This window comes from Rhodobacter capsulatus (assembly GCF_052363175.1).
GTDB classification, from domain to species: Bacteria; Pseudomonadota; Alphaproteobacteria; order Rhodobacterales; family Rhodobacteraceae; genus Rhodobacter; species Rhodobacter capsulatus_D.
The window spans coordinates 3831535-3857107 of record NZ_CP198946.1; the positions used below are offsets into that span (position 1 = coordinate 3831535).

A 25573-nucleotide genomic window follows, 5' to 3' on the forward strand; every position below is an offset into this window, starting at 1 on the left:
TTACCTCAGGTGTCGTGGCGGAAGATCCGCGGGGTCTTGAACTCTATCCGCTCTTTCGCGGTCTCGACAAGCTCCACCGTCAGATCGTAGCGATCACGGAAGGCCTCGATCACCTCGTCGACCAGCACCTCGGGGGCCGAGGCGCCTGCGGTCAGACCCACGCGGGTGATGCCGTCCAGCGCCTCCCATTTGATCTCGGAGGCGCGTTCGACCAGATGCGAGACGGCACAGCCCGCGTTACGGCCCACCTCCACCAGTCGCTTCGAGTTCGAGGAATTCGGCGCACCGATGACCAGCAAAGCCTCGATCTTTTCGGCCAGCACCTTCACCGCCGCCTGCCGGTTCGTCGTCGCATAGCAGATGTCATCCTTGCCCGGACCGACAAGCGAGGGGAACCGCGCCTGCAGCGCCGCCACCACCTCGGCCGTGTCATCGACGGACAGCGTCGTCTGAGTGATCCAGGCGAGTTTTTCCGGGTCGCGCACCTCAAGCGTCGCCACATCGGCGGCGGTCTCGATCAGAAGCACCTCGCCCTCGGGCAGCTGGCCCATGGTGCCGATCACCTCGGGGTGGCCCTTGTGGCCGATCATCACGATCTGCAGGCCTTCCTCGGCGTGGCGTTCGGCTTCCAGATGCACCTTGGACACCAGCGGGCAGGTCGCATCGACATAGATCATGTTGCGCCGCTCGGCCTCTGCCGGGACGGTCTTCGGCACGCCATGCGCCGAGAAGATCACCGGCCGATCGACCGGGCATTCGTCCAGTTCTTCCACGAAAACCGCGCCCTTGGCCGCGAGCGTGTCCACGACGAATTTGTTGTGGACGATCTCGTGGCGCACATAGACCGGCGCCCCCCATTTCTCGAGCGACATCTCGACGATCTTCACGGCCCGGTCGACGCCCGCGCAAAAGCCACGGGGGGCGGCAAGGTAAAGGGTAAGGGCAGGTTTCATGATGCGCTCCGTATTCACGGGTCCAGAGGTAATGCCGCCGCGCCCCGCCGTAAAGTGCGACCCGTTTACGCCCAGCGCACCTCGCCCAGAAAGATGTAGCCCGCGCCGTAGATCGTCTTGATCAGACGCGGGTTCTTCGGATCTTCGCCAAGCTTCGTGCGCAGCCGCGAAATCCGCACATCCATCGCCCGATCGAAGCTTTCGCCCGCGGCGCCGCCCAGCGTCTCCTGCATTTGCGCCCGCGAAATCAGCCGGTTGGGGCTTTCAAGGAAGAGCCGCAGCACTTCGCCCTCGGCATGGGAAAAGGGCGTCTCGGCGCCGCTGTCGTCGATCAGCACATACCGGTCGAAAGCGGCCTTCCACCCGGCAAAGACCGCGACCTGCGCCGCCGGTGCGGTGTCGGGACGCGGGCGGCGCAGACGGGCACGGATGCGGGCCACCACCTCGGCCGGATCGAAGGGCTTGATGATGTAGTCATCGGCGCCAAGTTCGAGGCCCGTCACCCGGTCCTGCACCTGCGCCCGCCCCGAGATGATGATGATCGCCGCCCCCGATTCGAGCGCCAGCCGATGCACCAGCGCAAGACCGTCACGATCTGGCAGGCCGAGATCCACCAGACAGACATCGGGCTGGCAGCGCTTCAGCCCGGCCTCGAATTCCGTGGCGCGGGCGTAAGCCGTCGTGCGGAACCCGGTTTCCTCCAGCGCATCGACCAGCATGCGGCGGATTTCGGGTTCGTCATCGAGCACGGCGACAAGGGGGGCTTGCGAAACGGTCATCAGCGCACTCCGGCGATCAGCGCGGCCAGTTCCGCCGCAACGAAGGGTTTTTGCAGGACGGGGCACGGCGCTGCAGCCCGCAGCCGACTGCCCGGCGGCAACGAGGTCATCAGAAGCATCGGCACCCGACCGGCGAGATGATGGGCAAGGTCGATCCCGGTGCCCTCGCCCGCGAGCTGGATATCGGAGAGCACCAGCCCGATTTCGGGCAGCGCCGACAGCGCCTCGGCCTCTTCGACCGAACCCGCCTCCAGCACCGAATGGCCCAGACCGCGCAGCATCTCGCGCACCGAAAGCCGAATATCCGGGTCATCCTCGACCAGAAGCACCAGCATCGGCGTCGCATCGGTTTCGGCCAGCCGCAGGGGCAGGCGCAGGGTCACGCAGGCGCCCGGTTCGCAATTCTCGATCCGCACCGTGCCGCCCGCGAGTTTCGTCTGGTCATAGACCATCGACAGCCCAAGGCCCGAGCCCTGCCCGCCCTTCGTGGTAAAGAAAGGATCGAGCGCATGGGTCAGCGCCTCGGGCGAGAAGCCGGGGCCGGTGTCGCTGACATGCACCTCGACCCAGGTGTCCTGCACCGGATGCGCGGCAATGCGGATCGCCCCGCCGCGCGGCCCCATCGCATCGCGGGCATTCAAGAGCAGATTGAGCAGGCTGTCCTGCAGCGGCCCGGGGTCAAGGACCAAGGGCGCGTGCAGCCCGTCAATGTCGATATCGACCAGCACCGCGGGGCCAAGCGTCGGCGCCGCCATCGTCACCAGATCGGCAATCAACGCGGGCAAGTTCACCGCCTGCGGCCGCAACTCGCGCTTGCCGGAAATCGCGGCGATGCGGTCCAGAAGCGTCCCCCCCCGCCGCGCCGCCGAAAGCGTCGCCCGCACGACATCGCGCCCTTCGGAAGGCAGCCCGTCAATCCGCATCATTCGCCCCTGCAGCCCCAGAATGATCGTCAGCAGATTGGCGAAATCATGCGCCATGCCCGAGGTGATCTGCGCCGCCAGTTCGCGCTTGGACGCCTGCGCCAGCGCCGTGCGGGCCTGCGTTTCCTCGGTCACGTCGGTCGACAGGATATAGACCCCCTGCACCCCGTTCGCCGCACCGCGATCGGGCGTCAGCGCGATGCGGATACGCCGCCCCGAGGGTTCGTGGGTGATCTCGATCACATTCGCCTCACCGGCGAAGGCGCGTTCAAACCCGGGCAGGATGCGGCGAAAGGTTTCGTCGCCCAGAACCTCGGCAGCGGTATGGCCCACCGGATCATCAAGCGAGCCGGGCATCACCGAGGTGACGCGGCGGTTCGAGAAGGTGTAGACGAAATCCACCCCCCATATGCGCGATATGGGGCCGGCATCATCTCGGTCACCTGCCGGATGCGGGCGGCAGTGCGGCGCAGCTCGCGCTGTGCTTCTTCCAGCGCGGCATTCGTCGCGGCCAGCTGCCGGTTCGCCGCCGCCAGCTGCTCGGCATGGTCGAGAACCTGCTCTGAAAGTTCTTCCGAACGCGCGTGCAGCAGGGCCTCCTGCCGCTTCGTCTCGGTGATGTCGGTGTAGACGGTGATCCAGCCGCCCTCGGCCAAGGGGGCGCCTTCGACCGCGATGGTCCGGCCATTCGCGCGGGTGCGCTCCATGTAATGCGGCGCGAAATCCCGCGCCTGCTCGACCCGGGCGGCCACCCAGGTCTCGATCTCGTCCACCTCGCCGTAATCGCCACGCTCGGCCAGCCAGCGGATCGTATCGGCGAAGGTCGTGCCCGGCTGCGTCAGATGCTCGGGCAGGTCGAACATCAGCTGATACTGCCGGTTCGAGACCGCCAGCCGCAGATCGCTGTCAAAGATCGACAGTGCCTGACCGATCAGATTCAGCCCCGCCTGCGTCAGCCGTGCCCGCGTGTCCTCGGTCATCGCGTCCTCCCCCACCCCATCGCTAGCACCTTCTGCGCGCTTCGCAAACTTCGGATTCAACCGGAAAGGATTCGCAAGATTTGGGCAAAAGTCCCGAAACTATTAACGGCAAGTTTCCAACCCAGAGGCCGCGCAGGGAGAGAGTCGCGGCTTTCGACGCCGGAAAACCGGCGCAGGGGAGGACGCATGACAGATCAGGATCAGGGAACGGCCGCGCAGTCGATCCCGGCGCTCTTGGCGCTGAACGTCGAAAGGTATGGCAACCGTCCCGCCTATCGCGAGAAGGAATTCGGCATCTGGCAGGTCTGGACCTGGGCCGAAGCCGCTACGGAAATCCGGGCGATGGCGATGGGGTTCCTCAGCCTCGGCGTGGAACGGGGCGATCACGTCGCGATCATCGGCCGCAACCGTCCGGCGCATTACTGGGCGATGGTGGCAGCGCAGATGGTGGGCGCGGTGCCGGTGCCGCTTTATCAGGACGCCGTGGCCGAAGAGATGGCCTATGTGCTTGATCACTGCGGTGCCCGTTTCGTGGTCTGCGGTGATCAGGAACAGGTCGACAAGGTGGTGGAGGTCGAGGACCGCATCCACCACATCCAGCATGTGATGTACACCGACAAGCGCGGCATGCGGAAATACGACCATTCCCGCATGAACCATCTGGCCGACATCGTGGCCGAGGGGAAAGCCGGGCATTTCCGTTACGAAGGCGAGCTGGACAAGCGCATCGCCGAGCTGAAAACTGACAGCACCTGCGTGATGCTCTATACTTCGGGCACGACCGGCAAGCCGAAGGGCGTGGTGCTGTCGAACCGCAACATCATCGAAACCGCCCGCGCCTCGGTCGCCTTTGATCATCTGGGCTGTGACGAGGACGTGCTGGCCTATCTGCCGATGGCTTGGGTCGGCGATTTCATCTTTTCCATCGGTCAGGCGATGGTCGCGGGCTTCTGCGTGAACTGCCCCGAAAGCCCGGCGACGATGATGACCGACCTGCGCGAGATCGGGCCGACCTATTTCTTTGCGCCGCCGCGGATCTTTGAAACCATGCTGACCAACGTGATGATCCGGATGGAGGACGCGGGCGATCTGAAGCATGGGATGTTCAAGCATTTCATGGAGTTCGCCAAGACCACCGGGGAAACCTACGGGATGCCGCGGTATCGGGTGAAGCGCTCGAAACCGACCTTGCGGCGGCGCTGGCGCTGGGCCTGGCGTTACGCGATGGGCATCGGCTTTTCGGTCGAGACGATCGTGGAAAACGCGGTGCGGCTGGCGATCGTGCGGCTGCGTCACCCGATGGAGCATCGCAAGCATTTCCACGCCCGTGGGCCTTTGCTGAACCTCTATCCGCAGCCCCTGCGCGATTACTTCGATTATCGCACCGGCGAGGTGACGATCTTTTCGCCGCTGAAAAACACGCTCGGCCTCAGCCGCGTGCGGGTGGCCTATACCGCAGGCGAGGCGATCGGTCCCGAGATCTTCGAATTCTACCGCTCGATGGGCATCAACCTGAAACAGCTTTACGGCCAGACCGAGGCCTCGGTTTTCATCACCCAGCAGCCCGACGGACAGGTGCGGGCCGATACGGTGGGCGTGCCCAGCCCCGGTGTCGAGGTGAAGATCGGCGAGAATGGCGAGGTCTTCTATCGCTCGCCCGGAACCTTTGTCGAATATTTCAAGAATCCCGAAAGCACCGCCTCGACCAAGGATGCCGAGGGCTGGGTGGCGACGGGCGACGCCGGTTTCTTTGAACCGGGCACCGGGCATCTGCGCATCATCGACCGCGCGAAAGACGTGGGCAAAATGGCGGACGGGCGGCTTTTTGCGCCGAAATACGTTGAAAACAAACTGAAGTTCTACCCTTCGATCCTCGAGGCGGTGGTCTTCGGCGGGGGCCGCGATCGCTGCACCGCCTTCATCAACATCGACCTGACCGCGGTCGGCAACTGGGCCGAGCGCAACAACATCGCCTATGCCTCCTATCAGGAATTGGCGGGCCACCCGCAGGTCTATCAGATGATCCGCGAGCACATCGACGCGGTGAACCGCTCGGTCGCGCAAGATCCGATGCTCTCGGGCTGCCAGATCCACCGCTTCCTGATCCTGCACAAGGAACTTGATGCCGATGACGGCGAGATGACCCGCACCCGCAAGGTCCGCCGCAATGTCATCGCCGAGAAATACGCCGATCTGATCGCCGCCCTCTATGACGGGCGCACCAGCATCTACACCGAAACCGAGGTGACCTACGAAGACGGACGCAAGGGCGCGATCAAGGCCACGCTCCGCATCGAGGATGCCACCGTCGCGCCCGAGGCGCGCATCCACAAGGAGGCCGCGGAATGAAGGACACCGGCGAAGGCATCACCACGGCAGACGGCCGCAGCATCGGCCCGACGCTGATGGAGTTGCGCAACATCACCCTGCGCTTCGGTGGGGTGGTGGCGATCAAGGACATTTCCTTTGATATCCGCGAGGGCGAGATCCGCGCGATCATCGGCCCGAACGGCGCGGGCAAAAGCTCGATGCTGAACGTGATCTCGGGCTTTTACGTGCCGACCGAGGGCGAAGTCTGGTTCCGCGGCGAAAAGCGCGGCCCGATGAAGCCCTATCAGGTGGCGCGTCTGGGCATTGCCCGCACCTTCCAGAACATCGCGCTGTTCGACGGCATGTCGGTTCTGGACAACATCATGACCGGGCGGCTGACCTTGATGCATTCGGGACTGCTCAGCCAGGCGATGTGGTGGGGCAAGGCCGCGGCCGAGGAAGATAAACATCGCGAAAAAGTCGAAAAGATCATCGACTTCCTTGAAATCCAGAATATTCGGAAAACTCCGGTTGGGCGTTTGCCCTATGGGTTGAAGAAGCGGGTAGAACTGGCGCGCGCCCTTGCCGCGGAACCGAAGATCCTGCTTCTGGATGAGCCGATGGCCGGGATGAACGTCGAGGAAAAAGAGGACATGTGCCGCTTCATCCTCGATGTGAACGACGAATTCGGCACCACCACGGTTCTGATCGAACATGACATGGGCGTGGTGATGGATCTGTCCGACCGCGTCGTGGTGATGGATTACGGCCGCAAGATCGGCGACGGCCCGCCCGACGAGGTGCGCAACAATCAGGATGTGATCGACGCTTATCTGGGGGTGGCCCATGCTTGACCAGCTGACCTATGCCTCGGAGGCCGCGCTGAACGGTCTGATGGCCGGGGTGATGTATTCGCTCGTCGCCCTTGGCTTCGTCTTGATCTACAAATCCTCGGGCGTCTTCAACTATGCCCAAGGCGTGATGGCGCTTTTCGCGGCGCTGACGCTTGTGGGCATCCAGAAGGGCCAGGTGCCCTTTGCCCATCTGATCAACGCCGTGACCGGCGGCCATCTGGAGACCTTCGGCTGGCAGGTGCCCGCCGTGCTGGCGATCCTTTTGACCATCGGCGTGATGATCGGCATGGCGATCGTGATCGAGACGCTGGTGCTGAAGCATCTGGTCAATCAGCCGCCGATCATCCTCTTCATGGCGACGATCGGCCTGGCCTATTTCCTTGAGGGTTTCGGCGACGTGATGTGGGGCGCCGACATCAAGACGCTCGATGTCGGGCTGCCGCAGGGCATCAATGAAACGATCGAAAGCGTGACCGACAGCTGGTTCGGCTATGGCTTCTTCATCGACAATCTCGACATCGTGGCGGCTGTCGTTTCGGTCGCGCTGGTGACGGCGCTGACACTGTTCAGCCAGTATTCGAAACAGGGCCGCGCGCTGCGCGCCGTCGCCGACGACCATCAGGCGGCGCTCTCGGTCGGCATCTCGCTGCGCTTCATCTGGGTGCTGGTCTGGTCGATCGCGGGTTTCGTGGCGCTGGTCGCCGGGATCATGTGGGGCTCGAAATCCGGCGTGCAATTCTCGCTGTCGATGATTGCGCTGAAGGCCCTGCCGGTTCTGATGCTGGGCGGCTTCACCTCGATCCCCGGCGCCATCGTCGGCGGGCTGATCATCGGCATGGGCGAGAAGCTGTTCGAATTCTTCATCGGGCCCCTGATCGGCGGCGCCACCGAAAACTGGTTCGCCTATGTGCTGGCGCTCTTTTTCCTCGTGTTCCGGCCGCAGGGCCTGTTCGGCGAGCGGATCATCGAGAGAGTGTAAACCAAAATGGACACTTTGACGCAGAAAACGGTTGAACAGGGGGACAAGGTGCGACATTCTGTCAGCGATCCGGCGAGCTGGAATGATTCCTGCCGGGGACAAGCACTGCATCAGGCGCTCCTTGTGGTTGAGGAGGCGCCCGGGGATGGGGGGCCCCTTGAAGATGACCAGAAAAGCCTGTTCCGTCGCCTTTACCATCGGTTGGGCCTCTGCGCTGACCTTCGGATGGATCGCGCTGGCGGCACCGCCGGACGAGCCTGCGGGTCTGCGCACCATCAACATGATCCTCGCGGCCTTCGGGGCCGGGGCTGGCCTCTGGTCCTGGATGCGCGTGCGCCGCGACATCTGACGGGTGCGGAACGCACCCTTCCCCGCCGCAGCACGGGGGGGAGGGGCTGATGTTCTACCGCGAAGCAGGCGATTTCAAGACAAGTTACCGGGCCGACAGCCAGACCTTTCCGATCCGTCTGGACCGGATGGGCTATATCGCGGCGCTGGTCGTGGCCTATGGCATCGTGCCTTTCGTCATTGACGATTATTGGGCCAATGCGGTCTTCGTGCCCTTCCTGATCTACGCGATCGCGGCGATCGGGCTGAACATTCTGGTCGGCTATGCCGGTCAGGTGAGCCTTGGCACCGGCGGCTTCATGGCCGTGGGCGCCTATGCGGTCTACAAGCTGATGACCGCCTTTCCCGACGTGCCGATCCTGATCCACGTGCTTCTCGCAGGCGGCATCACCGCTGCGGTGGGCGTGCTTTTCGGTCTGCCCTCGCTGCGGATCAAGGGGTTCTACCTCGCCGTCGCGACGCTCGCCGCGCAGTTCTTCCTTGTCTGGCTCTTCAACAAGGTGCCGTGGTTTTACAACTATTCCGCGTCCGGGCAGATCACCGCCCCCGAGCGCACGATGTTCGGCATCTTCATCACCGGGGCGCAGACCACGGCGGCGGCGAAATACCTCTTCTGTCTGGTCATCCTGACACTTGTGGCGCTGATGGCCCGCAACCTGACGCGCGGCACGGTCGGGCGGAAGTGGATGGCGATCCGTGACATGGACATCGCGGCCGAGATCATCGGGGTCAACCCGCTCTCGGCCAAGGTCACCGCCTTTGCCGTCTCGTCCTTCTTCATCGGCATCGCCGGCGCGCTGTTGTTCTCGGTCTACCTTGGCGCAGCCGAGGTCGGCGAGGCCTTCGGGATCAACAAGTCGTTCCTGATCCTCTTCATGGTGATCATCGGCGGGCTGGGCTCGATCTTCGGCTCCTTCGCCGGGGCGGCCTTCCTCGTGCTGCTGCCGGTATTTCTGAAAAACGTGCTGGTGGGCGGCTTCGGCTGGCCAACCGATGTGGCGGCGCATCTGGAGCTGATGATCGTCGGCGCACTGATCGTGGTGTTCCTGATCGTCGAGCCGCACGGGCTGGCGCAGCTGTGGCGCATTGCCAAGGAAAAACTGAGACTTTGGCCCTTCCCGCATTGAGGGGCGAAGCAAGACCCGGGCAACCGGCCATACATAATCAATACGTACCTGGGAGGAAACACGTATGAAAAAGAGCTTTGCAGCCCTTGCGGCGGCGGCCATGCTGGCCACGACCGTTCCCGCGATGGCCGATCTGACGGTGCCGAACCTGAGCTATCGCACCGGCTCCTATGCCGCGAACGGCATCCCCTATGCCGATGGCTTCGCCGATTACTTCACGCTGCTGAACGAGCGTGATGGCGGCATCGGTGGCGAAAAGGTCGCCGTTCCGGAATGCGAGACTGCCTACAACACCGAAAAGGGCGTCGAGTGCTATGAAAGCACCAAGGGGCAGGCGGCGCTCGCCTATAACCCGCTCTCGACGGGGATCACTTATCAGTTGATCCCGAAGGTCACGGCGGACAAGCACGTGCTTTACACGCCCGGCTATGGCCGCACCTCGGCCGCCAATGGCGCGGTGTTCGAATGGGTGTTCAACTACCCGGCCAACTACTGGGACGGCGCCTCGGTCGCGGTGAAATACATGCTGTCGCAGAATGGCGACGACCTGAAGGGCAAGAAGGTCGCGCTGGTCTATCACAACTCGGCCTATGGCAAGGAACCGATCCGCACGCTGGAGGAACTGGCGAAGAAGCACGGCTTCGAGCTGGTGACGATCCCGGTCGACCCGCCCGGGCAGGAGCAGAAATCGCAATGGCTGCAGATCCGCCGCGAGAAGCCGGATTACGTGCTGATGTGGGGCTGGGGCGTGATGAACCAGGTCGCGATTCAGGAAGCGGTGAACATCAAGTTCCCGATGGATCACATGATCGGCGTCTGGTGGTCGGGCTCTGAAAACGATGTCGGCCCGGCTGGCGAGGGCGCGAACGGCTACAAGTCGATCAGCTTCCACGGCGTCGGCTCGGATTACCCGATCTATGCCGATCTGAAGAAATACGTCTTCGACGCGGGCAAGGCGGCGGGCGCGGGCGACAACCTTGGCAACGTGCTGTACTCGCGCGGCATGTATGCGGCGATGATCATTTCCGAAGCGATCAAGACCGCGCAGGAAAAGACCGGCCATGCCGCGGTCACGCCCGAAGAGGTGCGCGACGGCTTCGAAAACCTGAACCTGACCGAAGCGCGTCTGACCGAGCTGGGTCTGCCGGGCTTTGCGCAGGAAATCCATGCGACCTGCGCCGATCACGGCGGCCCGGGCACGGCGATGATCCTGCAATGGGACGCCGCGGCGAAGAAATGGTCGGCGGTCTCGGACTGGATCGAAGCCGACAAGGACGTGCTTGACCCGCTCATCGCCGAAGATTCGGCGGCCTTCGCCAAAGAAGGCGGCATCGCCGAGCGTTGCAAGTAAGCCCCTGCCCCCGGCCTTCGGGCCGGGGGATTTCGCCCCGGAGGATGACCATGTTTGATGCCGCCAAGACCGAGACGCTGCTGGAAGTGAACAACATCGAGGTGATCTACAATCACGTCATCCTTGTGCTGAAGGGCGTCAGCCTGTCGGTGCCGAAGGGCGGGATCACCGCACTTTTAGGCGGAAACGGCGCGGGCAAGACGACGACGCTGAAGGCGATCTCGAACCTGCTGCATTCCGAACGCGGCGAGGTGACCAAGGGCTCTATCCTTTACCGCGGCGAGCGGGTGCAGGACATGTCCCCCGCCGATCTGGTGCGCAAGGGCGTCATTCAGGTGATGGAAGGGCGGCACTGCTTCGAGCACCTCACGGTCGAGGAAAACCTGCTCACCGGCGCCTATACCCGCAGCGATGGCCGGGCCGCGATCGCGCAGGACCTCGAGATGGTCTACACCTATTTTCCGCGCCTGAAGGAGCGCCGCAAATCGCAGGCGGGCTACACCTCGGGCGGCGAGCAGCAGATGGTGGCGATGGGACGGGCGCTGATGTCCCGGCCCGAGACGATCCTGCTTGATGAACCCTCGATGGGGCTCGCGCCGCAGCTGGTCGAGCAGATCTTCGAGATCGTGAAAGCGGTGAACGAGGGCGAAGGCGTCACCTTCCTTCTGGCCGAGCAGAACACCAACGTCGCGCTGCGCTACGCGCATTATGGCTACATCCTTGAAAGCGGCCGCGTGGTGATGGACGGCCCGGCGGCGCAGCTGCGCGAAAACCCGGATGTGAAGGAATTCTATCTGGGCATGTCGGACGACGGCCGCAAAAGCTTCCGCGATGTCCGTTCCTACCGCCGCCGCAAGCGCTGGCTGGCCTGACAAGCCTCTGATTTTCAATATTTGCTGCGCAGCATTCTGCATTGCAGCATTACCCGGACAAGCCGCAGAAAGGCGCCGCGATGAGCCGTTATTACGATGTTCTGGAAACCCGTTCCGCCGACGAACGCGCCGCAGCGCTGGTGCGGGATCTGCCGCAAGCGGTGGCGCGCGCGCTGATGGCCCCCGGGTTGGCAGCGCATCTGGGGGGCGTCGAGGCGGCGGCGATCACCTCGCTCGAGGCGTTGGCGAAACTGCCGGTGCTGCGCAAATCAGACCTGAGCACGGCGCAGAAGAAATCGCCCCCCTTCGGCGGCATGACCCCGCGCACGGCGCGCGGCTTCGCGCATATCTTCCAAAGCCCCGGCCCGATCTATGAACCCGGCGAAACCTCGGCCGACTGGTGGCGGATGGGGCGCTTCCTGCATGCGGCAGGCGTCGGCCCCGGCGACATCGTGCAGAACTGCTTTGGCTACCACCTGACGCCCGCCGGGATGATCTTTGAATCAGGGGCGCGGGCCGTGGGCGCCGCGGTCCTGCCCGCGGGCACCGGGCAAACCGAATTGCAGGTCCGCGCCGCCGTCGATATCGGCACGACGGTTTATGCGGGCACCCCCGACTATCTGAAGGTGATCCTCGACAAGGCGGCCGAGATGAACGAGCCGCTGACGATCAGCCGCGCCGTTGTCGGTGGCGGGGCGCTCTTCCCCAGTTTGCGCAAGGAATATGCCGACCGCGGCATCGTCTGCCTGCAATGCTATGCGACGGCCGATCTGGGCAACATCGCCTATGAAAGCCCGGCGATGGAGGGGATGATCGTCGATGAAGGCGTGATCGTCGAAATCGTGCGCCCCGGCACCGGCGATCCGGTCGCCCCGGGCGAGGTGGGCGAGGTCGTCGTCACCACGCTCAACCCCGATTACCCGCTGATCCGCTTTGCAACGGGCGATCTCAGCGCCGTTCTGCCGGGGGTGTCCCCTTGCGGGCGCACCAATCTGCGCATCAAGGGCTGGATGGGCCGCGCCGATCAGACGACGAAGATCAAGGGCATGTTCGTGCGCCCGGAACAGGTCGCAGCCTTCGTCTCAGCATATCCCGAGGTGAAACGCGCCCGCGTCATCGCCACCCGCGAGGGCGAGATGGACGCGATGACGGTGCGGATCGAAACAGAGCTCTGCGAGCCCGACCGCTACGCCGCGGGCGTCGTCGAAGCGCTGAAACTCAAGGGCGCGATCGAGCTCGTGGCGCCGGGCAGCCTGCCCAACGACGGCAAGGTGATCGAGGATCTGCGCAAATACGACTGAGGCGGCCCGCCTTGGGCCCCGCCTCAGCCCCAGGTCGGGTGGAACTTGTTCGCCGGGCTCAGCGTGAAGATCTCGCAGCCATCGGCGGTGACGCCCACCGAATGCTCGAACTGCGCCGAAAGCGACTTGTCGCGCGTGACGGCGGTCCAATCGTCCGACAGCACCTTGGTTTCGGGGCGGCCAAGGTTCACCATCGGCTCGATGGTGAAGAGCATGCCTTCCTCCAGCACTGCGCCCGCGCCCTTGCGGCCGTAATGCAGCACGTTCGGCGGCGCGTGGAACACCCGGCCCAGCCCGTGACCGCAGAAATCGCGCACCACACTCATCCGCTGCGCCTCGACATAGGCCTGAATCGCATGACCAATGTCGCCAAAGGTATTGCCGGGCTTCACCTGCTCGATCCCCAGCATCAGCGCGTCATGGGTGACCTGAATGAGCCGCTCCGCCTTGCGGGTCAGATTGCCCGCGACATACATCCGCGAGGTGTCACCGAACCAGCCGTCGAGGATCACCGTCACGTCGATGTTCAGGATGTCGCCATCGGCCAGCACCTTCGGCCCCGGGATGCCGTGGCACACCACATGGTTCACCGAGATGCAGGACGCATGCTTGTAACCGCGATAGCCGATCGTCGCCGAAACGGCGCCAAGCTCGGTCACGCGGTTGCGGATGAAATCATCGAGCGCCCCGGTGGTTGCCCCCGGCAGCACCATCGGCGCGACCTCGTCGAGGATCTGCGACGCGATCTTCCCGGCCGCCGCCATGCCCGCGAAATCGGCACGGTCATAGATGCGGATGCCATCCTTGGTCAGGCGGGGTTTTGCGTCGTTCACGGGCACTCTCCTGTTCGCTGGCCCCTAGATAGTCACAAATCCGCTGCTTGGCCAGACCCGGGCTTTTCCGCAACGCCGCAGCCGCTTATACCCATGCCGAAGGAGGAGCCCCATGCCCAATCCCAGCTGTGCGATCCTGATCATTGGCGACGAGATCCTGACCGGCCGCACCCGCGAGGGGAATGCGCATCATCTGGCGGGCGAGCTCGTCAAGGCGGGCTTCGATCTGCGGCAGATCCGGGTGATTTCCGACGACCATCCGACGATCGTCGCCGCGGTGCGGGAGCTTTCCGCCTCCCATGACCATCTGTTCACCTCGGGCGGTATCGGGCCGACCCATGACGACATCACCGCCGATGCGGTGGCCGAGGCCTTCGGGCGCCCGATCGGCGTGCGCGACGACGCCCGCGCGATCCTGGCCGCCCATTACGCCGCCCGCGGGGTCGAGTTCACAGAGGCCCGGCTGCGCATGGCCCGCATTCCCGACGGCGCGAACCTGATCGACAACCCGGTGTCGGGCGCGCCGGGGTTCAGCGTCGAGAATTGCCACGTCATGGCGGGGGTGCCCAACATCTTTCAGGCGATGGTCGCGGGGCTTTTGCCGCGGCTCGCCGGGGGGCAGCCGCTTCTGTCGCGCAACTGGCAGATGATGGTGGCCGAGGCCTCCATCGCCGATGCACTGCGCGCGCTCGCCGAAGCGCATCCGGACGTCTCCTTCGGCTCCTATCCCTTCGTGACCGAGGGGCAATATGGCACCAACCTTGTCGCCCGCGCGACCGATCCCGCGGCGCTGGAAACCGCCTTTGCCGCGCTGCAAGCCGCTTTCCCGGAGGGTCGATGACCGATCCGGTGTTCGAGGTCATCGACGCCACATGGCCCGCGGCCTCAGTGCGGGAGGCGGGCGGCTTTCTGATCCGTGAAGGACAGGGCGGCGGCTCGCGGGTCAGTGCGGCGAGCCTGCTCGGTCGCCTTGAAGACGCCGACATCGACGCCGCTCTCGCTGCGCAGCGAAGCCTTGGACAGACAGGGAAATTCATCATGCGCCCCGGCGACGAGGGTCTTGATGCAGAACTCGCAAAGCGCGGGTTTGAGTCCTTCGATCCGGTGGTGATCCTTGCCGCCGATCTCGCAGCCATGCCCTCGGAGGTGCCGCCGGTCACCGCCTTTGCGCATTGGCCCCCCTTGGCGATCGCCCGCGAGATCTGGGCGGAAAATGGCATCGGCCCGGCAAGGCAGGCGGTGATCGACCGCGCCGCGCAGCCGAAAGCCGTCGTCCTTGGCCGCACGAAAGACCGCGCCGCCGGGGCGGCCTTTGTCGCGATCCACCAGCGCACCGCGATGCTGCATGCGCTGGTCGTCGCCCCGGAGTTCCGCCGTCTCGGCCTTGCCCGCGCGATCATGGCCGAGGCCTGCCGCTGGGCCGCGACCGAGGGGGCCGAGCGCATGACCCTTGTCGTCACCAAGGCGAATGTCGGGGCGCTCGCGCTCTATCAGGCCCTCGGAATGCAGCCCGTCTGCGCTTACCATTACCGCCGCGAGGCCCAGTCATGAGACCATTTTTCTGCGCAGCATTTTTCTTTGCCGCCCTGCCCGCACAGGCTGAACAGCTGCAACTGACGCTTCCGGCCGGGGCCTCGGTCTCGTCGGAACGGACGCAGGCCGCGACGTCCTATGGGCTACCGATCGGACCGTGGCGCGATGACACGATGGCCCGCAGCACGCTCGAGGGCACGCGCTCGGACACCGCATGGCGGCTGCGCGGCAATCAACAGACGACGCTGCAAATCCTTGCGCCGCTGCGCGATCAGATCGCGGCGGCGGGCTATATCCTGATGTATCAATGCGAGACCGACGCCTGCGGTGGCTTCGATTTCCGCTATGCGCTCGATCTGATTCCGGAACCGGAAATGCATGTCGATCTGAGCGATTTCCGTTATCTCGCGGCGCAGAACGGCAATGATTGGATCGCGCTGACGGTTTCGCGCTCGTCGGAATCGGGCTTCGTGCATCTGACAACGATGACAGCACAAGACGCCACCCCCGCCACGCCCGACAATGATCTGGCCGCGCCGCAACCGAGCCCGGAACCCGACAGCCCGGCAGGTGATCTGGGTCAGGCGCTGGAAAGCACGGGCAAGGTGGCGCTCGATGATCTGGTCTTTGCGAGTGGCGCCTCGAAACTGGCCGATGAAGATTTCGCCTCGCTCTCGGCGCTGGCCGATTACCTTGCGACCCGGCCCGAGGCGCGGATCGCGCTGGTGGGTCACACCGACAACTCGGGCTCGCTCGCCGCGAATGTGGCGTTGTCGAAGGACCGCGCGGCAGCCGTGCGCAAGCGGCTGATCGAGAAGCTGGGCGTTCCGGCCGAGCAGTTGACGGCCGAGGGGGCGGGCTGGCTCGCGCCTCGCACGTCGAACCTCACGCCCGAGGGGCGCGAGAAAAACAGAAGGGTCGAAGCGGTTCTCGCCTCGACCCCAAGGTGACGGCGCCGGACGGAAAAGGCGCCGTGGGAGGAAGTCAATTCACCAGTTGTCCGGACCCTTGTCGGCAAAGGTCTCGGCCAGAAAGTCGATGAAGGCCCGCACCTTGGGCTGGGTAAAGCGGCCCGGCGGATAGACGGCATAGATGCCGAGCGTCTCCATCGGCAGATCGGGCATGGCCTCTTCGACCATCCCTTTCTTCATCGCATCGGCGTAAAGGAAGCTCGGCAGATAGGCGATGCCAAGGCCCGCGATCGCGGCATGCAGCAGCGATTGCCCATCATTCACCGTCAGCCAGCCCGCCGAGCGCACCTGACGGCGCTCGCCCGAGGGCGCGGTGATTTTCCAGACGTTGCCATTCGACTGGTTCGAATAATGCAGCAGCTTGTGATCGTTCAGATCGTCGATCTTGGTGGGGCGGCCGTATTTCTCGAAATATTTCGGCGAGGCGATCATCCGCTTGGCCGTCTCGGTCAGCTTGCGCGCCTTGAGCGTGCTGTCTTCCAGCTCGCCCACCCGGATCGCCATATCGAAGCCTTCCGAGATCAGCTCGACATAGCGGTTATTGAGCACCATGTTCACGGTAACTTCCGGATATTCCTGCAGAAAATCCCCCAGCACGGGTGAGAGCAGGTTGACCCCGAAATCGGTCGCGACCGAAATCCGCAAAAGCCCCGAGGGCGCCACCTGCATCGAGGTGACCAGCGCATCGGCCTCTCCGGCATCGTTCAGCACCCGTCGGGCACGGTCGTAATAGGCCAGCCCGATCTCGGTCGGCGACACCCGCCGCGTCGTGCGGTTCAGAAGTCGCGCCCCCAACCGTGCTTCCAGTGCCGAGACGTGCTTTGACACGGCCGATTTGGAAATCCCCATCTTCTTGGCGGCATCGGTGAAGCCACCTTGATCCACCACAGTGGCAAAGGCTTCCATTTCGGTCAGGCGGTCCATCGTTCACCCATAGGGAATGTTTCGCATTTCCCTGAGTGATCGGATCGAATTCAGGCACAATTTGGACGCTCAAGGGACAATACGGGGGAAATTGCGGGGTTCGGTTAAGGCAGGGAAACGATTGTTGCCTGCGCCAGCGCGAAAGGGGCTCTGCCCCTCGCCCTTGCGGGCTCACCCCGGGATATTTGGCGCAAGATAAAGATAATGACGTCGCGTTTGCCGTGACAGGGGGGGCGGCGCGCGTAAGGTGGCCGAAAAGGGGAGGACCTGATGAGCCATTATCCGCATCTGCTTGCGTCGCTCGATCTGGGCCATGTGGTGCTGCCCAACCGCGTGCTGATGGGCTCGATGCACACGAATCTGGAGGAAACCGGCGACTGGAACCGGGTGGCCGAGTTCTATGCAACGCGGGCGCGGGGTGGGGTTGCGCTGATGGTGACGGGGGGCATGGCCCCGAACCGAGAAGGCGGGGTGTTTCCCGGGGCGGCGGGATTGTTCACGCCGCAGGATATCGCGAACCACCGGCTGGTGACGGATCGGGTGCATGACGCGGGCGGGCGGATCGCGATGCAGATCCTGCATGCGGGCCGCTATGCCTATGGCCCGGATTGCGTGTCGGCCTCGGCGGTAAAATCGCCGATTTCTCCTTTCGCGCCGAAGGAACTGGACGCAGCCGGGATCGAAAAGCAGATCAGTGACATCGCGACCGCCGCCGCCCGCGCCCGCGAGGCGGGCTATGATGGCGTCGAAGTGATGGGGTCCGAGGGCTATTTCCTCAACCAGTTCCTGGTCCGCCATGTGAACCGGCGCACCGACGACTGGGGCGGATCTTATGAAAACCGGATGCGCTTGCCGGTCGAGGTGATGAAGCGCGTCCGCACTGCGGTTGGCCCGGATTTCATCGTGATCTTCCGCATCTCGCTGATCGATCTGGTCCCGGACGGCTCGACCTGGGACGAGGTGGTGCAGCTTGCCAAAGCCATCGAAGCCGCCGGGGCGAGCCTGCTTAATACCGGGATCGGCTGGCACGAGGCGCGGGTGCCCACCATCGCCACCTCGGTGCCGCGGGCGGCGTTTTCCTGGCTGACGGCGCGGCTGCGCCCCGAAGTCGGCATCCCGGTCATCACCTCGAACCGGATCAACACCCCGGAGGTGGCCGAGGGGATTTTGGCCAATGGACAGGCCGACATGGTCTCGATGGCGCGGCCCTTCCTCGCCGATCCTGAATTCGTCGCCAAGGCCGCCAGCGGCCATGCGGCGGAAATCGCACCTTGCATCGGCTGCAATCAGGCCTGCCTGGATCACACCTTCTCGGGCAAGATTTCGTCATGCCTCGTCAATCCGCGGGCGGGCCATGAAACCGAGTTGGTCCTGACGCCGACCGAAAACCCCAAACGCATCGCCGTCGTCGGCGCGGGACCGGCGGGCATGGCCTGCGCCATCGCCGCGGCCGAGCGCGGCCATGCGGTGAAGCTTTTCGAGAAGGACGCGGAAATCGGGGGGCAGTTGCGGCTGGCGCGCACCATCCCCGGCAAGGAAGAATTTGTCGGGCTGACCGACTGGTTCGCGACGATGCTGTCCCGCGCGGGCGTCAGCCTGCGGCTCAACACAGAGGCGACGGTGGCCGCACTTGGCGGCTTCGACGAGGTGGTGATCGCCACCGGCGTCACCCCGCGCCGACCCGGCATTCCGGGCGAGGAATTGGCCATCAGCTATGCCGACCTTCTGTCCGGCAAAGCCTCGGCCGGGCCGCGGGTGGCGGTTGTTGGCGCTGGCGGCATCGGCTTTGACGTCGCCGAATTCCTGACCGTGACCGACAGCCCGACGCTGCACCCCGAGGAGTGGATGCGCGAATGGGGCGTCGGCGATCCGGCGCAAAGCCCGGGCGGGCTCGCAAGACCCGAACCGACCCCGCCCGCCCGCACAGTCACGCTGCTGCAAAGGAAGCCCGAAAAACCCGGCCGCCATCTGGGCAAGACCACCGGCTGGATCCACCGCGCGGCGCTTTCGGCGAAAGGCGTGAAGATGATTGGCGGGGTGAATTACGACCGCATCACCGCCGAAGGCCTGCACGTCAGCTTCGGCCCCGCGCGCGAAAATCCGACGCTGATCGAGGCCGATACCGTTGTTCTCTGCTCGGGTCAGGACAGCCAGCGCACCCTGGCCGAGGCGCTGACGGCGCAGGGCTTCACCCCCCACATCATCGGCGGCGCCGATGTCGCGGGCGAGCTGGATGCGAAACGGGCGATCGATCAGGGCACAAGGCTCGGCGCCAGCCTCTGATCCCCCTTTATCTTGCGACAAATATCCCGGGGGTCCGGGGGCAGCGCCCCCGGCCTCAGCCCGCGGTCTCGACGCAATGGCGCCGGAACGCCCGCTTCAGCAGATCAAGCTCCGCCCGCAGCAGGTCAAGTTCGGCGCGCAGATCCGCCTCAAGCGGCTGGCCGCTGAGGATGGTGAAAGACCCCACCGTCTCGCCATCGGCCTGCAGAAGAAAGGTCTGCACCCCGTCCGAGAGCAACTCGACCGGGATCGGCAGGCTCAGCCGCCAGCGGCCGTCGCCCAGCCCGTCGCAGGCAAGACCGGGCAGCGCCCGCGCCTGATGCACGATCTGAAACGCCGGTTCCGATGCACCGGCCCAGACACCTTCCCAGCGCCCCGCAATGATCCGCGATTCTTCCAGCATCCCGCCCCCTCAGATATCGGCGCGCGGATGGCGCGCGAAGGTCAGATCCCGCAGCATGATCTGGTTCATCTGCGGACCTTCGAAGATCAGATCGACCCAGATCTTCTCGACCCGCTTTTCGTTCATCTTGGTATAGGCCAGATCGAATTCGACAAAATCCGTGCCGCCACCCAGCGGCATTTCCCGCACCAGCTGATCGGTGTTCGGCCCGTGCTTCACGTTCAGCCGACAGAAAATCTCGATCGGCCGCTCCAGCTCGACCGACATCGCGAGCCGGATCAGATGGTTGCGCTTCAGTCCCGCCACGCCCTCTTCGGGCAGATCAAGCACCAGCGACAGGAACGAACCGTCGAAGCGGAACACATCAAGTCGCAGCCCGAAGGGCGCAGCATCCTGAGCACGGATCTGGCGCAGGGTGATCTCGCTCTCGCGGCAGTCGTGAAACAGCGTCACATCCTCGCCGATCCGGCTGCGGCTGTCGGCCCCGACTATCCCCGCGGGCATCACCGGCCCACGCCAGAGATCAGGACGCCAGACCCAGTCGCAGCCCAGCGGTCGCACGATCCCGTCGAAACCATCGGGCGGCAGCGCCAGACGCGCCTCGGTGACGCACAGCACCCGGTCAAGTTCGCGCCGCAAAGTCCGGGCATCCTCGCGCAGCTGGCGCAACTCGTCCCTGCCCAGCGCCGAAACGAGCCGCCCCGCCCGCGTCCATCGCGCCAGCATCCGGCTTTGCACCAGCCGATCCAGAAACGAGGGGGACTTTCCAGACATCTTCATTTCGGCCATCCGAGAGTGTCGCCAATATGGAAACACTGCGCCACATTCGTTTCCTTCTGCCCTGCATCCAACGGAAAATGAAGACGGAAATCCATCGAAATCCGCGCATTTCCTCCGACGTCAACCAAAGACGGAAACCGGATCGCAGCTTTTGCCCAAAGCGGTCAATTCTGATCGCGGATCGTCTCGTCAAAGGCGGACAGCAGGTCGATCTGCGTCTGATCGTCAAGCCGGCTGCCCGCCAGCGGCAGCACTGACAGCGCCGAGACATGCCCGCCCAGCCCGGTGATCTCGCGCCAATAGACCGGATCGACCGGCGCAACCGTCGGGGCAGAGTGGTCGGAGATTTTCAAAAGCAAGCGCCGCTCCTCGCGCTTGACCGCCAGGATCTCGACATCCCGCGCCTTGCCCGAACGCGCCAGCGCCGCCCGCCCGGCCCGGCCCTTGAAAAAGGCCTCGTAACTCTCGAACGCGGTTTCCACCGGGTCGGCAGTGACCGGGCCGATGGTGGCGCTCAGCATCGCCTGCTGCGCAGGTTTTGGCGCCGAAGCATTGCCGCCGATCGCGGCGCAACTGCCCCAAAGCACGAAACTGCCCTCGGGCCCGTCGCGGGTCGACGTCGGATCGACGCAAAATCCGTCGGGCGCCATCAGGGTCAACTCGCCCTTTTGCACCGTCACCTTGCCGGACACCGGCTTTCGCACCGGCAAATGCAGGTCGAATTTCATCGGTAGCGCCTTGAGACAGCCCGACAGGGCAAGGCTCAGGCACAGAGTGATCAAGACCCGTCTCATCGCCCCACCCTTGCTGCGTCGCTCTTCCTATCAAGGGGGGCAACCTGGGGACAAGCCCGCTTTGCACAGGCGCAAGGTTTCGCCTTGCCGCAGGGGGCTGACCACGGCATCTTGGGCCGAACGGAGGCAAACATGGTCTATCTTGCGATCGATGGCGGCGGCAGCGGCTGCCGGGCAGCCTTGTGCGATGGCGCGGGGCGGGAGCTTGCGCGCGCGGAAGGCGGGCCTGCGAATGTCGCCTCAGATTTCGATGCGGCGCTTTGCAGCCTGCGCGAGATCGCCCTGCGCGTGATTGGCGATCACGCGCTTGATCAGGTGCGCGCAGTGCTTGGCGTTGCGGGGTTGAACCTCTCGGGGGCCGGGCCGCGGCTCGAAGCGGCGCTGCCCTTCCGCGCGAAAGTGATGCAGGACGTGACCACCTCGCTGCGCGGCGCACTTGGGACGGGCGACGGGATCATGGCCGCGATCGGCACCGGCTCGGTCTTTGCGCGGCAGGTGGGCGGAGAGGTCAAGGTGATCGGTGGCTGGGGGTTTCGCTTGGGCGACGAGGCCTCGGGCGCCTGGATGGGGCGGCTGATGCTGAACCGGATCGCCCGGATGCTGGACGGTTATGCACCGCTTTCCCCTTTGGCGAAGGCCGTGGTCAACGATCTGGGCGGCGGTCCGGGGCTGGTGGCCTTCACGCTGCAAAAAACCCCGGCCGAGCACGCCCTTCTGGTGCATCGCATGGCGGCGGCGCTCGATGATCCGCTCTCGCGGTACGTGCTGACCGAGACGCGGGCCGAGTTGCGCGGGGCCATCGGCCTTCTGCAGACCGATCCGCCCTTGCCGGTGGTCTGGCTCGGAGGCCTTGGTCCGACGCTGGCGCTGACCGATTGGCCACGGGCCGAGCCTTTGGGCAACGCTCTTGATGGCGCGATGGCGATAGCGCGGGACGCGGCGACATGGGCCGCGTGATCCTGACCGGGGCACGGCTGTTCGACGGGCAGACATGTCACGACGGCAAGGCCGTGGTGCTGGAAGGCGCGCAGATCGCCGAGATCCTGCCCGCCACCGACCTGCCCGAGGGTGCGCGGATCGACCTTGGCGGTGGCCTTCTTGCGCCGGGCCTGATCGATCTGCAGGTGAATGGCGGCGGCGGGGTGATGCTTTCGGGCGCCGATCCGCTGTCCGAGATCGCGACGATCTGCGCCGCCCATGCGAAGCTTGGCACGACGGGGCTTTTGCCCACGCTGATCACCACTTCGGCCCGGCAGACCCGCGCGGTTCTGGCCGCCGGGGTGGCGGCGGTCGGCCGGGTGCCGGGCTTTCTGGGGCTGCATCTCGAAGGCCCGCATCTCGACCCCAAACGCCCCGGCTGCCATCCGGCCGAGCATATCCGGCCGATGACCGAGGACGATCTGGACCTGATCTGCGAGGCCCGCGCCGGTCTGCCCGCGCTGATGCTGACGGTTGCGCCCGCTTCGGTGACGTCCGAACAGATCGCAAAGCTGACCGAAGCGGGCGTGACGGTGGCTTTGGGCCATGCCGCCTGCAGCTTTGCCGAAGCGCAGGCAGCCCATGACGCGGGCGCCCGCATTGTCACGCATCTCTTCAATGCGATGAGTCAGCTTGGCTCGCGCGAGCCGGGGCTTGTCGGCGCGGCCCTGTCGCTGCCCTTTGCGGCGGGGCTGATCGCCGACGGCATCCATGTTTCGCCCGAATCAGCGCGGCTCGCCCTGCGTCTGGCGGGGGACCGGCTCTTCCTTGTCACCGATGCGATGGCCGTCGCGGGCACCGATCTGCCGGACTTCGACCTTTCCGGGCAGCGCATCCATCGTGCCAACCGATCCCTGAGGACGGAAAACGACACACTCGCCGGGGCGGATCTGAGCCTGCCGGAGGCGATCCGCTTCTCGGTCGAAGTGCTCGACCTCCCCCCCGAACAGGCGCTGGCGATGGCCACCGCGCGCCCGGCTGCGGTGATCGGGTCGAATCGGGGACGCATCGCCCCCGGCCTGCCCGCCGATCTGGTGCATTTCAGCGACGACTGGCAGGTGACCGGGGTCTGGCAGGGCGGGAAGCCTCAGGCGAACTCGCCCACCGCATAGCCCTGAATGTAAAGCAGCGCCGTCAGGTCGCCGTGGTTGATGCGGATATCGCATTGCGCCGCGACCGAGGGTTTCGCATGCAGCGCCACCCCCGCCCCGGCCAGCTGCAACATCCCAAGGTCATTGGCACCGTCACCGACCGCCATGACCTGCGAATGGGCCAGCTTCAATCTTTCCGAAATTTCCAGAAATGCCTGAACCTTGGCTTCACGGCCCAGAATCGGCAGCACCGGAACCCCGGTCAGCTTTCCATCTTCGATGCCAAGAACATTCGCCCGGTTCTCATCAAAGCCAAGCGTTTCAGAGACATAGCCGGTAAAGGCGGTAAATCCGCCCGACACCAGCGCACAATAGGCGCCGTTCGCCTTCATCGTTCGAAGCAGGTCATGGCCGCCCGGCATGAAGGTGATGCGTTCCGAAATCACCCGGCCGATGACGCTTTCGGGCAGGCCGCGCAAAAGCCCCAGACGCTCGGTCAGCGCGCCTTCGAAATCCAATTCGCCATTCATCGCGCGGGCAGTGATCGCACTCACCTGCGCGCCCACGCCCGCCACATCGGCCAGCTCGTCGATGCATTCCTGCTGGATCATCGTGCTGTCCATGTCGGCCAGAAGCATCTGCTTCTTCCGCCCCTCCGCCGCCTGCACCACAAGGTCGAAACCCAGCTTTTGCAGGTCTTCCCAGACCTGCCAGCGGTTCTCGGGAACAGCCTCGATCGGGAACTCGGCGGCGATGCCGGGGGCCAGCCATCGCAGCTCCCCGCCCGCCCAGGCGTTGCGCAGCGAAGTGACCGTGACCGCATCAAGATTGGCGGCTTTCGGGTCGGCGATAAGCGTGGCGATGAACATGGATCAGGGGTCCCGGGGCTGGAGGGATGTCGCTTTTGGTGTCCGATGCGGCGCTTTAGCGTGATTTTCCATCTTGTGCCAGAGGGCCAAAGGCTCTAGGAGCGACGGCGGGACACCTCTCCCCAACGAGAGGCGTTTATCTGGAAGGATAGCGACATGACGAATACTGCCCCGGCCAACCGTCCGGCGAATGCACGTTTCTCTTCGGGCCCCTGCGCGAAGATCCCCGGTTTCTCCCTCAACATGCTCTCGGATGCGCCGCTTGGCCGGTCGCACCGTGCCGCCATCGGCAAGAACAAGCTGAAAGAGGCGATCGACCTTACCCGCGAAATTCTGGGCGTGCCTGCGGATTACCGCATCGGCATCGTTCCCGCCTCGGACACCGGCGCCGTCGAAATGGCGCTCTGGTCGCTTCTGGGCGCCCGCAAGGTGACGATGTGCGCTTGGGAAAGCTTCGGCTCCGGCTGGGTCACCGATGTGGTCAAGCAACTCAAGCTTGACGCCGAGGTGAAAGAAGCTGGCTACGGCGACATCGTCGATTTCGCCAGTGTCGATTTCGACACCGACGTCGTCTTCACCTGGAACGGCACCACCTCGGGCGTCCGCGTTCCGAATGGCGACAAGATCCCGGCCGACCGCGAAGGCCTGACCATCTGCGACGCGACCTCGGCCGCTTTCGCGATGGACCTGCCCTGGGACAAGCTCGACGTCACTACCTTCTCCTGGCAAAAAGTGCTTGGCGGCGAGGGCGGTCACGGCGTTCTGATCCTGAGCCCCCGCGCCGTTGCCCGGCTCGAAAGCTACACCCCCGCCTGGCCGCTGCCGAAGATCTTCCGCCTGACCTCCAAGGGCAAGCTGATCGAGGGCATCTTTGTCGGCGAAACCATCAACACCCCCTCGATGCTCTGCGTCGAAGACTATCTGGTGGCGATGAAATGGGCGAAAACCATCGGCGGGCTGAAGGGCCTTGTCGATCGTGCCGCCGCCAACGCCCAAGTGGTCTGGGACTTCTGCGCCGCCAATCCGTGGATCGCGAACCTCGCCAACGATCCGGCGACGGCCTCGACCACCTCGGTCTGCCTCAAGTTCAATGACGCCCGCATCAAGGACGGCGCCGCCTTTGCCAAGGCCGTTGCCAAACGCCTTGAAAAAGAAGGGGTTGCGCTGGATATCGGCGCCTATCGCGATGCCCCCGCCGGTCTGCGCATCTGGTGCGGCTCGACCATCGAGAAATCCGATGTCGAAGCCCTGATGCCCTGGCTCGCCTACGCCTTCGAGGCGGAGATCGCGGCTCAAGCCTGAACGACCGATGCGTGTGACCCACGCATCCCTTGCCT

At 64.7% G+C, this 25573-nt stretch carries 23 protein-coding genes and 1 pseudogene; 15 read left to right on the plus strand and 9 right to left on the minus strand.

The window, feature by feature from the left end; genetic code table 11:
- Positions 1 to 5 precede the first annotated feature (5 nt).
- The 3 genes and pseudogenes from ispH to ACTTAI_RS19925 all read right to left on the minus strand — a co-directional run bounded on the left by ispH (position 6) and on the right by ACTTAI_RS19925 (position 3635).
- Entirely contained in the window at positions 6 to 953 is a 948-nt protein-coding gene (ispH, locus tag ACTTAI_RS19915; protein WP_444453332.1) for a 4-hydroxy-3-methylbut-2-enyl diphosphate reductase, read from the minus strand.
- Positions 954 to 1018: 65 nt separating this feature from the next.
- Positions 1019 to 1732 (minus strand): response regulator transcription factor, encoded by a 714-nt coding sequence (locus tag ACTTAI_RS19920; RefSeq protein ID WP_444453333.1) that lies wholly within the window; start codon positions 1730 to 1732, stop codon positions 1019 to 1021.
- Positions 1732 to 3635, minus strand: a pseudogene (locus ACTTAI_RS19925) (PAS-domain containing protein). The gene ACTTAI_RS19920 and the pseudogene ACTTAI_RS19925 overlap by 1 nt, the downstream one beginning before the upstream one ends.
- A 186-nt stretch (positions 3636 to 3821) precedes the next feature.
- On the opposite strand from ACTTAI_RS19925, the gene ACTTAI_RS19930 reads away from it, so the two are divergent.
- The 8 genes from ACTTAI_RS19930 to ACTTAI_RS19965 all read left to right on the plus strand — a co-directional run bounded on the left by ACTTAI_RS19930 (position 3822) and on the right by ACTTAI_RS19965 (position 12777).
- On the plus strand, positions 3822 to 5984 hold the full coding sequence (locus ACTTAI_RS19930) for an AMP-binding protein (protein WP_444453335.1): 2163 nt from the start codon (positions 3822 to 3824) through the stop codon (positions 5982 to 5984).
- Positions 5981 to 6799, plus strand: a complete 819-nt coding sequence (locus tag ACTTAI_RS19935) for an ABC transporter ATP-binding protein (protein WP_444453337.1) — start codon at positions 5981 to 5983, stop codon at positions 6797 to 6799. The genes ACTTAI_RS19930 and ACTTAI_RS19935 overlap by 4 nt, the downstream gene beginning before the upstream one ends.
- The gene (locus ACTTAI_RS19940; RefSeq protein WP_444453339.1) at positions 6792 to 7778 is read left to right on the plus strand and encodes a branched-chain amino acid ABC transporter permease; all 987 of its coding nucleotides are present in this window, start codon (positions 6792 to 6794) and stop codon (positions 7776 to 7778) included. Before ACTTAI_RS19935 ends, ACTTAI_RS19940 begins: the two co-directional genes overlap by 8 nt.
- Before the next feature lie 157 nt (positions 7779 to 7935).
- The gene (locus ACTTAI_RS19945) at positions 7936 to 8127 is read left to right on the plus strand and encodes a hypothetical protein (RefSeq protein WP_444453341.1); all 192 of its coding nucleotides are present in this window, start codon (positions 7936 to 7938) and stop codon (positions 8125 to 8127) included.
- A 49-nt stretch (positions 8128 to 8176) separates the two neighbouring features.
- Entirely contained in the window at positions 8177 to 9253 is a 1077-nt protein-coding gene (locus ACTTAI_RS19950) for a branched-chain amino acid ABC transporter permease (RefSeq protein WP_444453343.1), read from the plus strand.
- A gap of 64 nt (positions 9254 to 9317) precedes the next feature.
- Complete coding sequence (locus ACTTAI_RS19955; protein WP_444453345.1) at positions 9318 to 10604, plus strand: ABC transporter substrate-binding protein; 1287 nt, start codon at positions 9318 to 9320, stop codon at positions 10602 to 10604.
- A gap of 50 nt (positions 10605 to 10654) precedes the next feature.
- The gene (locus tag ACTTAI_RS19960; RefSeq protein WP_444453347.1) at positions 10655 to 11476 is read left to right on the plus strand and encodes an ABC transporter ATP-binding protein; all 822 of its coding nucleotides are present in this window, start codon (positions 10655 to 10657) and stop codon (positions 11474 to 11476) included.
- Between the two features lie 80 nt (positions 11477 to 11556).
- Positions 11557 to 12777 carry a phenylacetate--CoA ligase family protein gene (locus ACTTAI_RS19965; RefSeq protein ID WP_444453349.1) on the plus strand — a complete coding sequence of 407 codons (1221 nt, stop codon included), beginning with the start codon at positions 11557 to 11559 and terminating at the stop codon, positions 12775 to 12777.
- A 23-nt stretch (positions 12778 to 12800) separates the two neighbouring features.
- Here the strand turns inward: ACTTAI_RS19965 and map are convergent, their stop codons facing one another.
- Complete coding sequence (gene map / locus ACTTAI_RS19970) at positions 12801 to 13610, minus strand: type I methionyl aminopeptidase (RefSeq protein WP_444453351.1); 810 nt, start codon at positions 13608 to 13610, stop codon at positions 12801 to 12803.
- 112 nt (positions 13611 to 13722) lie between these two features.
- Here map and ACTTAI_RS19975 point away from each other — a divergent pair, with 112 nt between their 5' ends.
- The 3 genes from ACTTAI_RS19975 to ACTTAI_RS19985 are packed head-to-tail and all read left to right on the plus strand — an operon-like array spanning position 13723 to position 16093.
- Entirely contained in the window at positions 13723 to 14451 is a 729-nt protein-coding gene (locus ACTTAI_RS19975) for a competence/damage-inducible protein A (RefSeq protein ID WP_444453352.1), read from the plus strand.
- A complete protein-coding gene (locus tag ACTTAI_RS19980; protein ID WP_444453353.1) occupies positions 14448 to 15161 on the plus strand; it encodes a GNAT family N-acetyltransferase in 714 nt (237 codons plus the stop codon). Before ACTTAI_RS19975 ends, ACTTAI_RS19980 begins: the two co-directional genes overlap by 4 nt.
- A complete protein-coding gene (locus ACTTAI_RS19985; RefSeq protein WP_444453355.1) occupies positions 15158 to 16093 on the plus strand; it encodes an OmpA family protein in 936 nt (311 codons plus the stop codon). Before ACTTAI_RS19980 ends, ACTTAI_RS19985 begins: the two co-directional genes overlap by 4 nt.
- 39 nt (positions 16094 to 16132) lie before the next feature.
- Here ACTTAI_RS19985 and ACTTAI_RS19990 read toward each other — a convergent pair whose 3' ends face one another.
- Complete coding sequence (locus ACTTAI_RS19990; RefSeq protein WP_110804644.1) at positions 16133 to 17038, minus strand: LysR family transcriptional regulator; 906 nt, start codon at positions 17036 to 17038, stop codon at positions 16133 to 16135.
- A 270-nt stretch (positions 17039 to 17308) separates the two neighbouring features.
- On the opposite strand from ACTTAI_RS19990, the gene ACTTAI_RS19995 reads away from it, so the two are divergent.
- Positions 17309 to 19321 (plus strand): oxidoreductase, encoded by a 2013-nt coding sequence (locus ACTTAI_RS19995; protein WP_444453357.1) that lies wholly within the window; start codon positions 17309 to 17311, stop codon positions 19319 to 19321.
- Between the two features lie 55 nt (positions 19322 to 19376).
- Here the strand turns inward: ACTTAI_RS19995 and ACTTAI_RS20000 are convergent, their stop codons facing one another.
- The 3 genes from ACTTAI_RS20000 to ACTTAI_RS20010 all read right to left on the minus strand — a co-directional run bounded on the left by ACTTAI_RS20000 (position 19377) and on the right by ACTTAI_RS20010 (position 21298).
- Complete coding sequence (locus ACTTAI_RS20000; protein WP_444453358.1) at positions 19377 to 19724, minus strand: hypothetical protein; 348 nt, start codon at positions 19722 to 19724, stop codon at positions 19377 to 19379.
- A 9-nt stretch (positions 19725 to 19733) separates the two neighbouring features.
- Positions 19734 to 20498: a DUF6478 family protein gene (locus ACTTAI_RS20005; RefSeq protein ID WP_444455814.1), complete on the minus strand. Its 765-nt coding sequence runs from the start codon at positions 20496 to 20498 to the stop codon at positions 19734 to 19736.
- A gap of 170 nt (positions 20499 to 20668) precedes the next feature.
- Entirely contained in the window at positions 20669 to 21298 is a 630-nt protein-coding gene (locus ACTTAI_RS20010) for a hypothetical protein (RefSeq protein ID WP_444453360.1), read from the minus strand.
- A 132-nt stretch (positions 21299 to 21430) separates the two neighbouring features.
- On the opposite strand from ACTTAI_RS20010, the gene ACTTAI_RS20015 reads away from it, so the two are divergent.
- Positions 21431 to 22255, plus strand: coding sequence for a BadF/BadG/BcrA/BcrD ATPase family protein (locus ACTTAI_RS20015; protein WP_444453361.1), 825 nt, complete (start codon positions 21431 to 21433; stop codon positions 22253 to 22255).
- Complete coding sequence (gene nagA, locus ACTTAI_RS20020; RefSeq protein WP_444453363.1) at positions 22243 to 23388, plus strand: N-acetylglucosamine-6-phosphate deacetylase; 1146 nt, start codon at positions 22243 to 22245, stop codon at positions 23386 to 23388. Before ACTTAI_RS20015 ends, nagA begins: the two co-directional genes overlap by 13 nt.
- Here the strand turns inward: nagA and serB are convergent.
- Positions 23364 to 24236, minus strand: a complete 873-nt coding sequence (gene serB / locus ACTTAI_RS20025) for a phosphoserine phosphatase SerB (protein WP_444453365.1) — start codon at positions 24234 to 24236, stop codon at positions 23364 to 23366. The two genes, nagA and serB, sit on opposite strands and share 25 nt — an antisense overlap.
- 156 nt (positions 24237 to 24392) lie before the next feature.
- Here serB and ACTTAI_RS20030 point away from each other — a divergent pair, with 156 nt between their 5' ends.
- Positions 24393 to 25538: a phosphoserine transaminase gene (locus ACTTAI_RS20030; RefSeq protein ID WP_444453367.1), complete on the plus strand. Its 1146-nt coding sequence runs from the start codon at positions 24393 to 24395 to the stop codon at positions 25536 to 25538.
- The last annotated feature ends 35 nt before the right edge of the window (positions 25539 to 25573 follow it).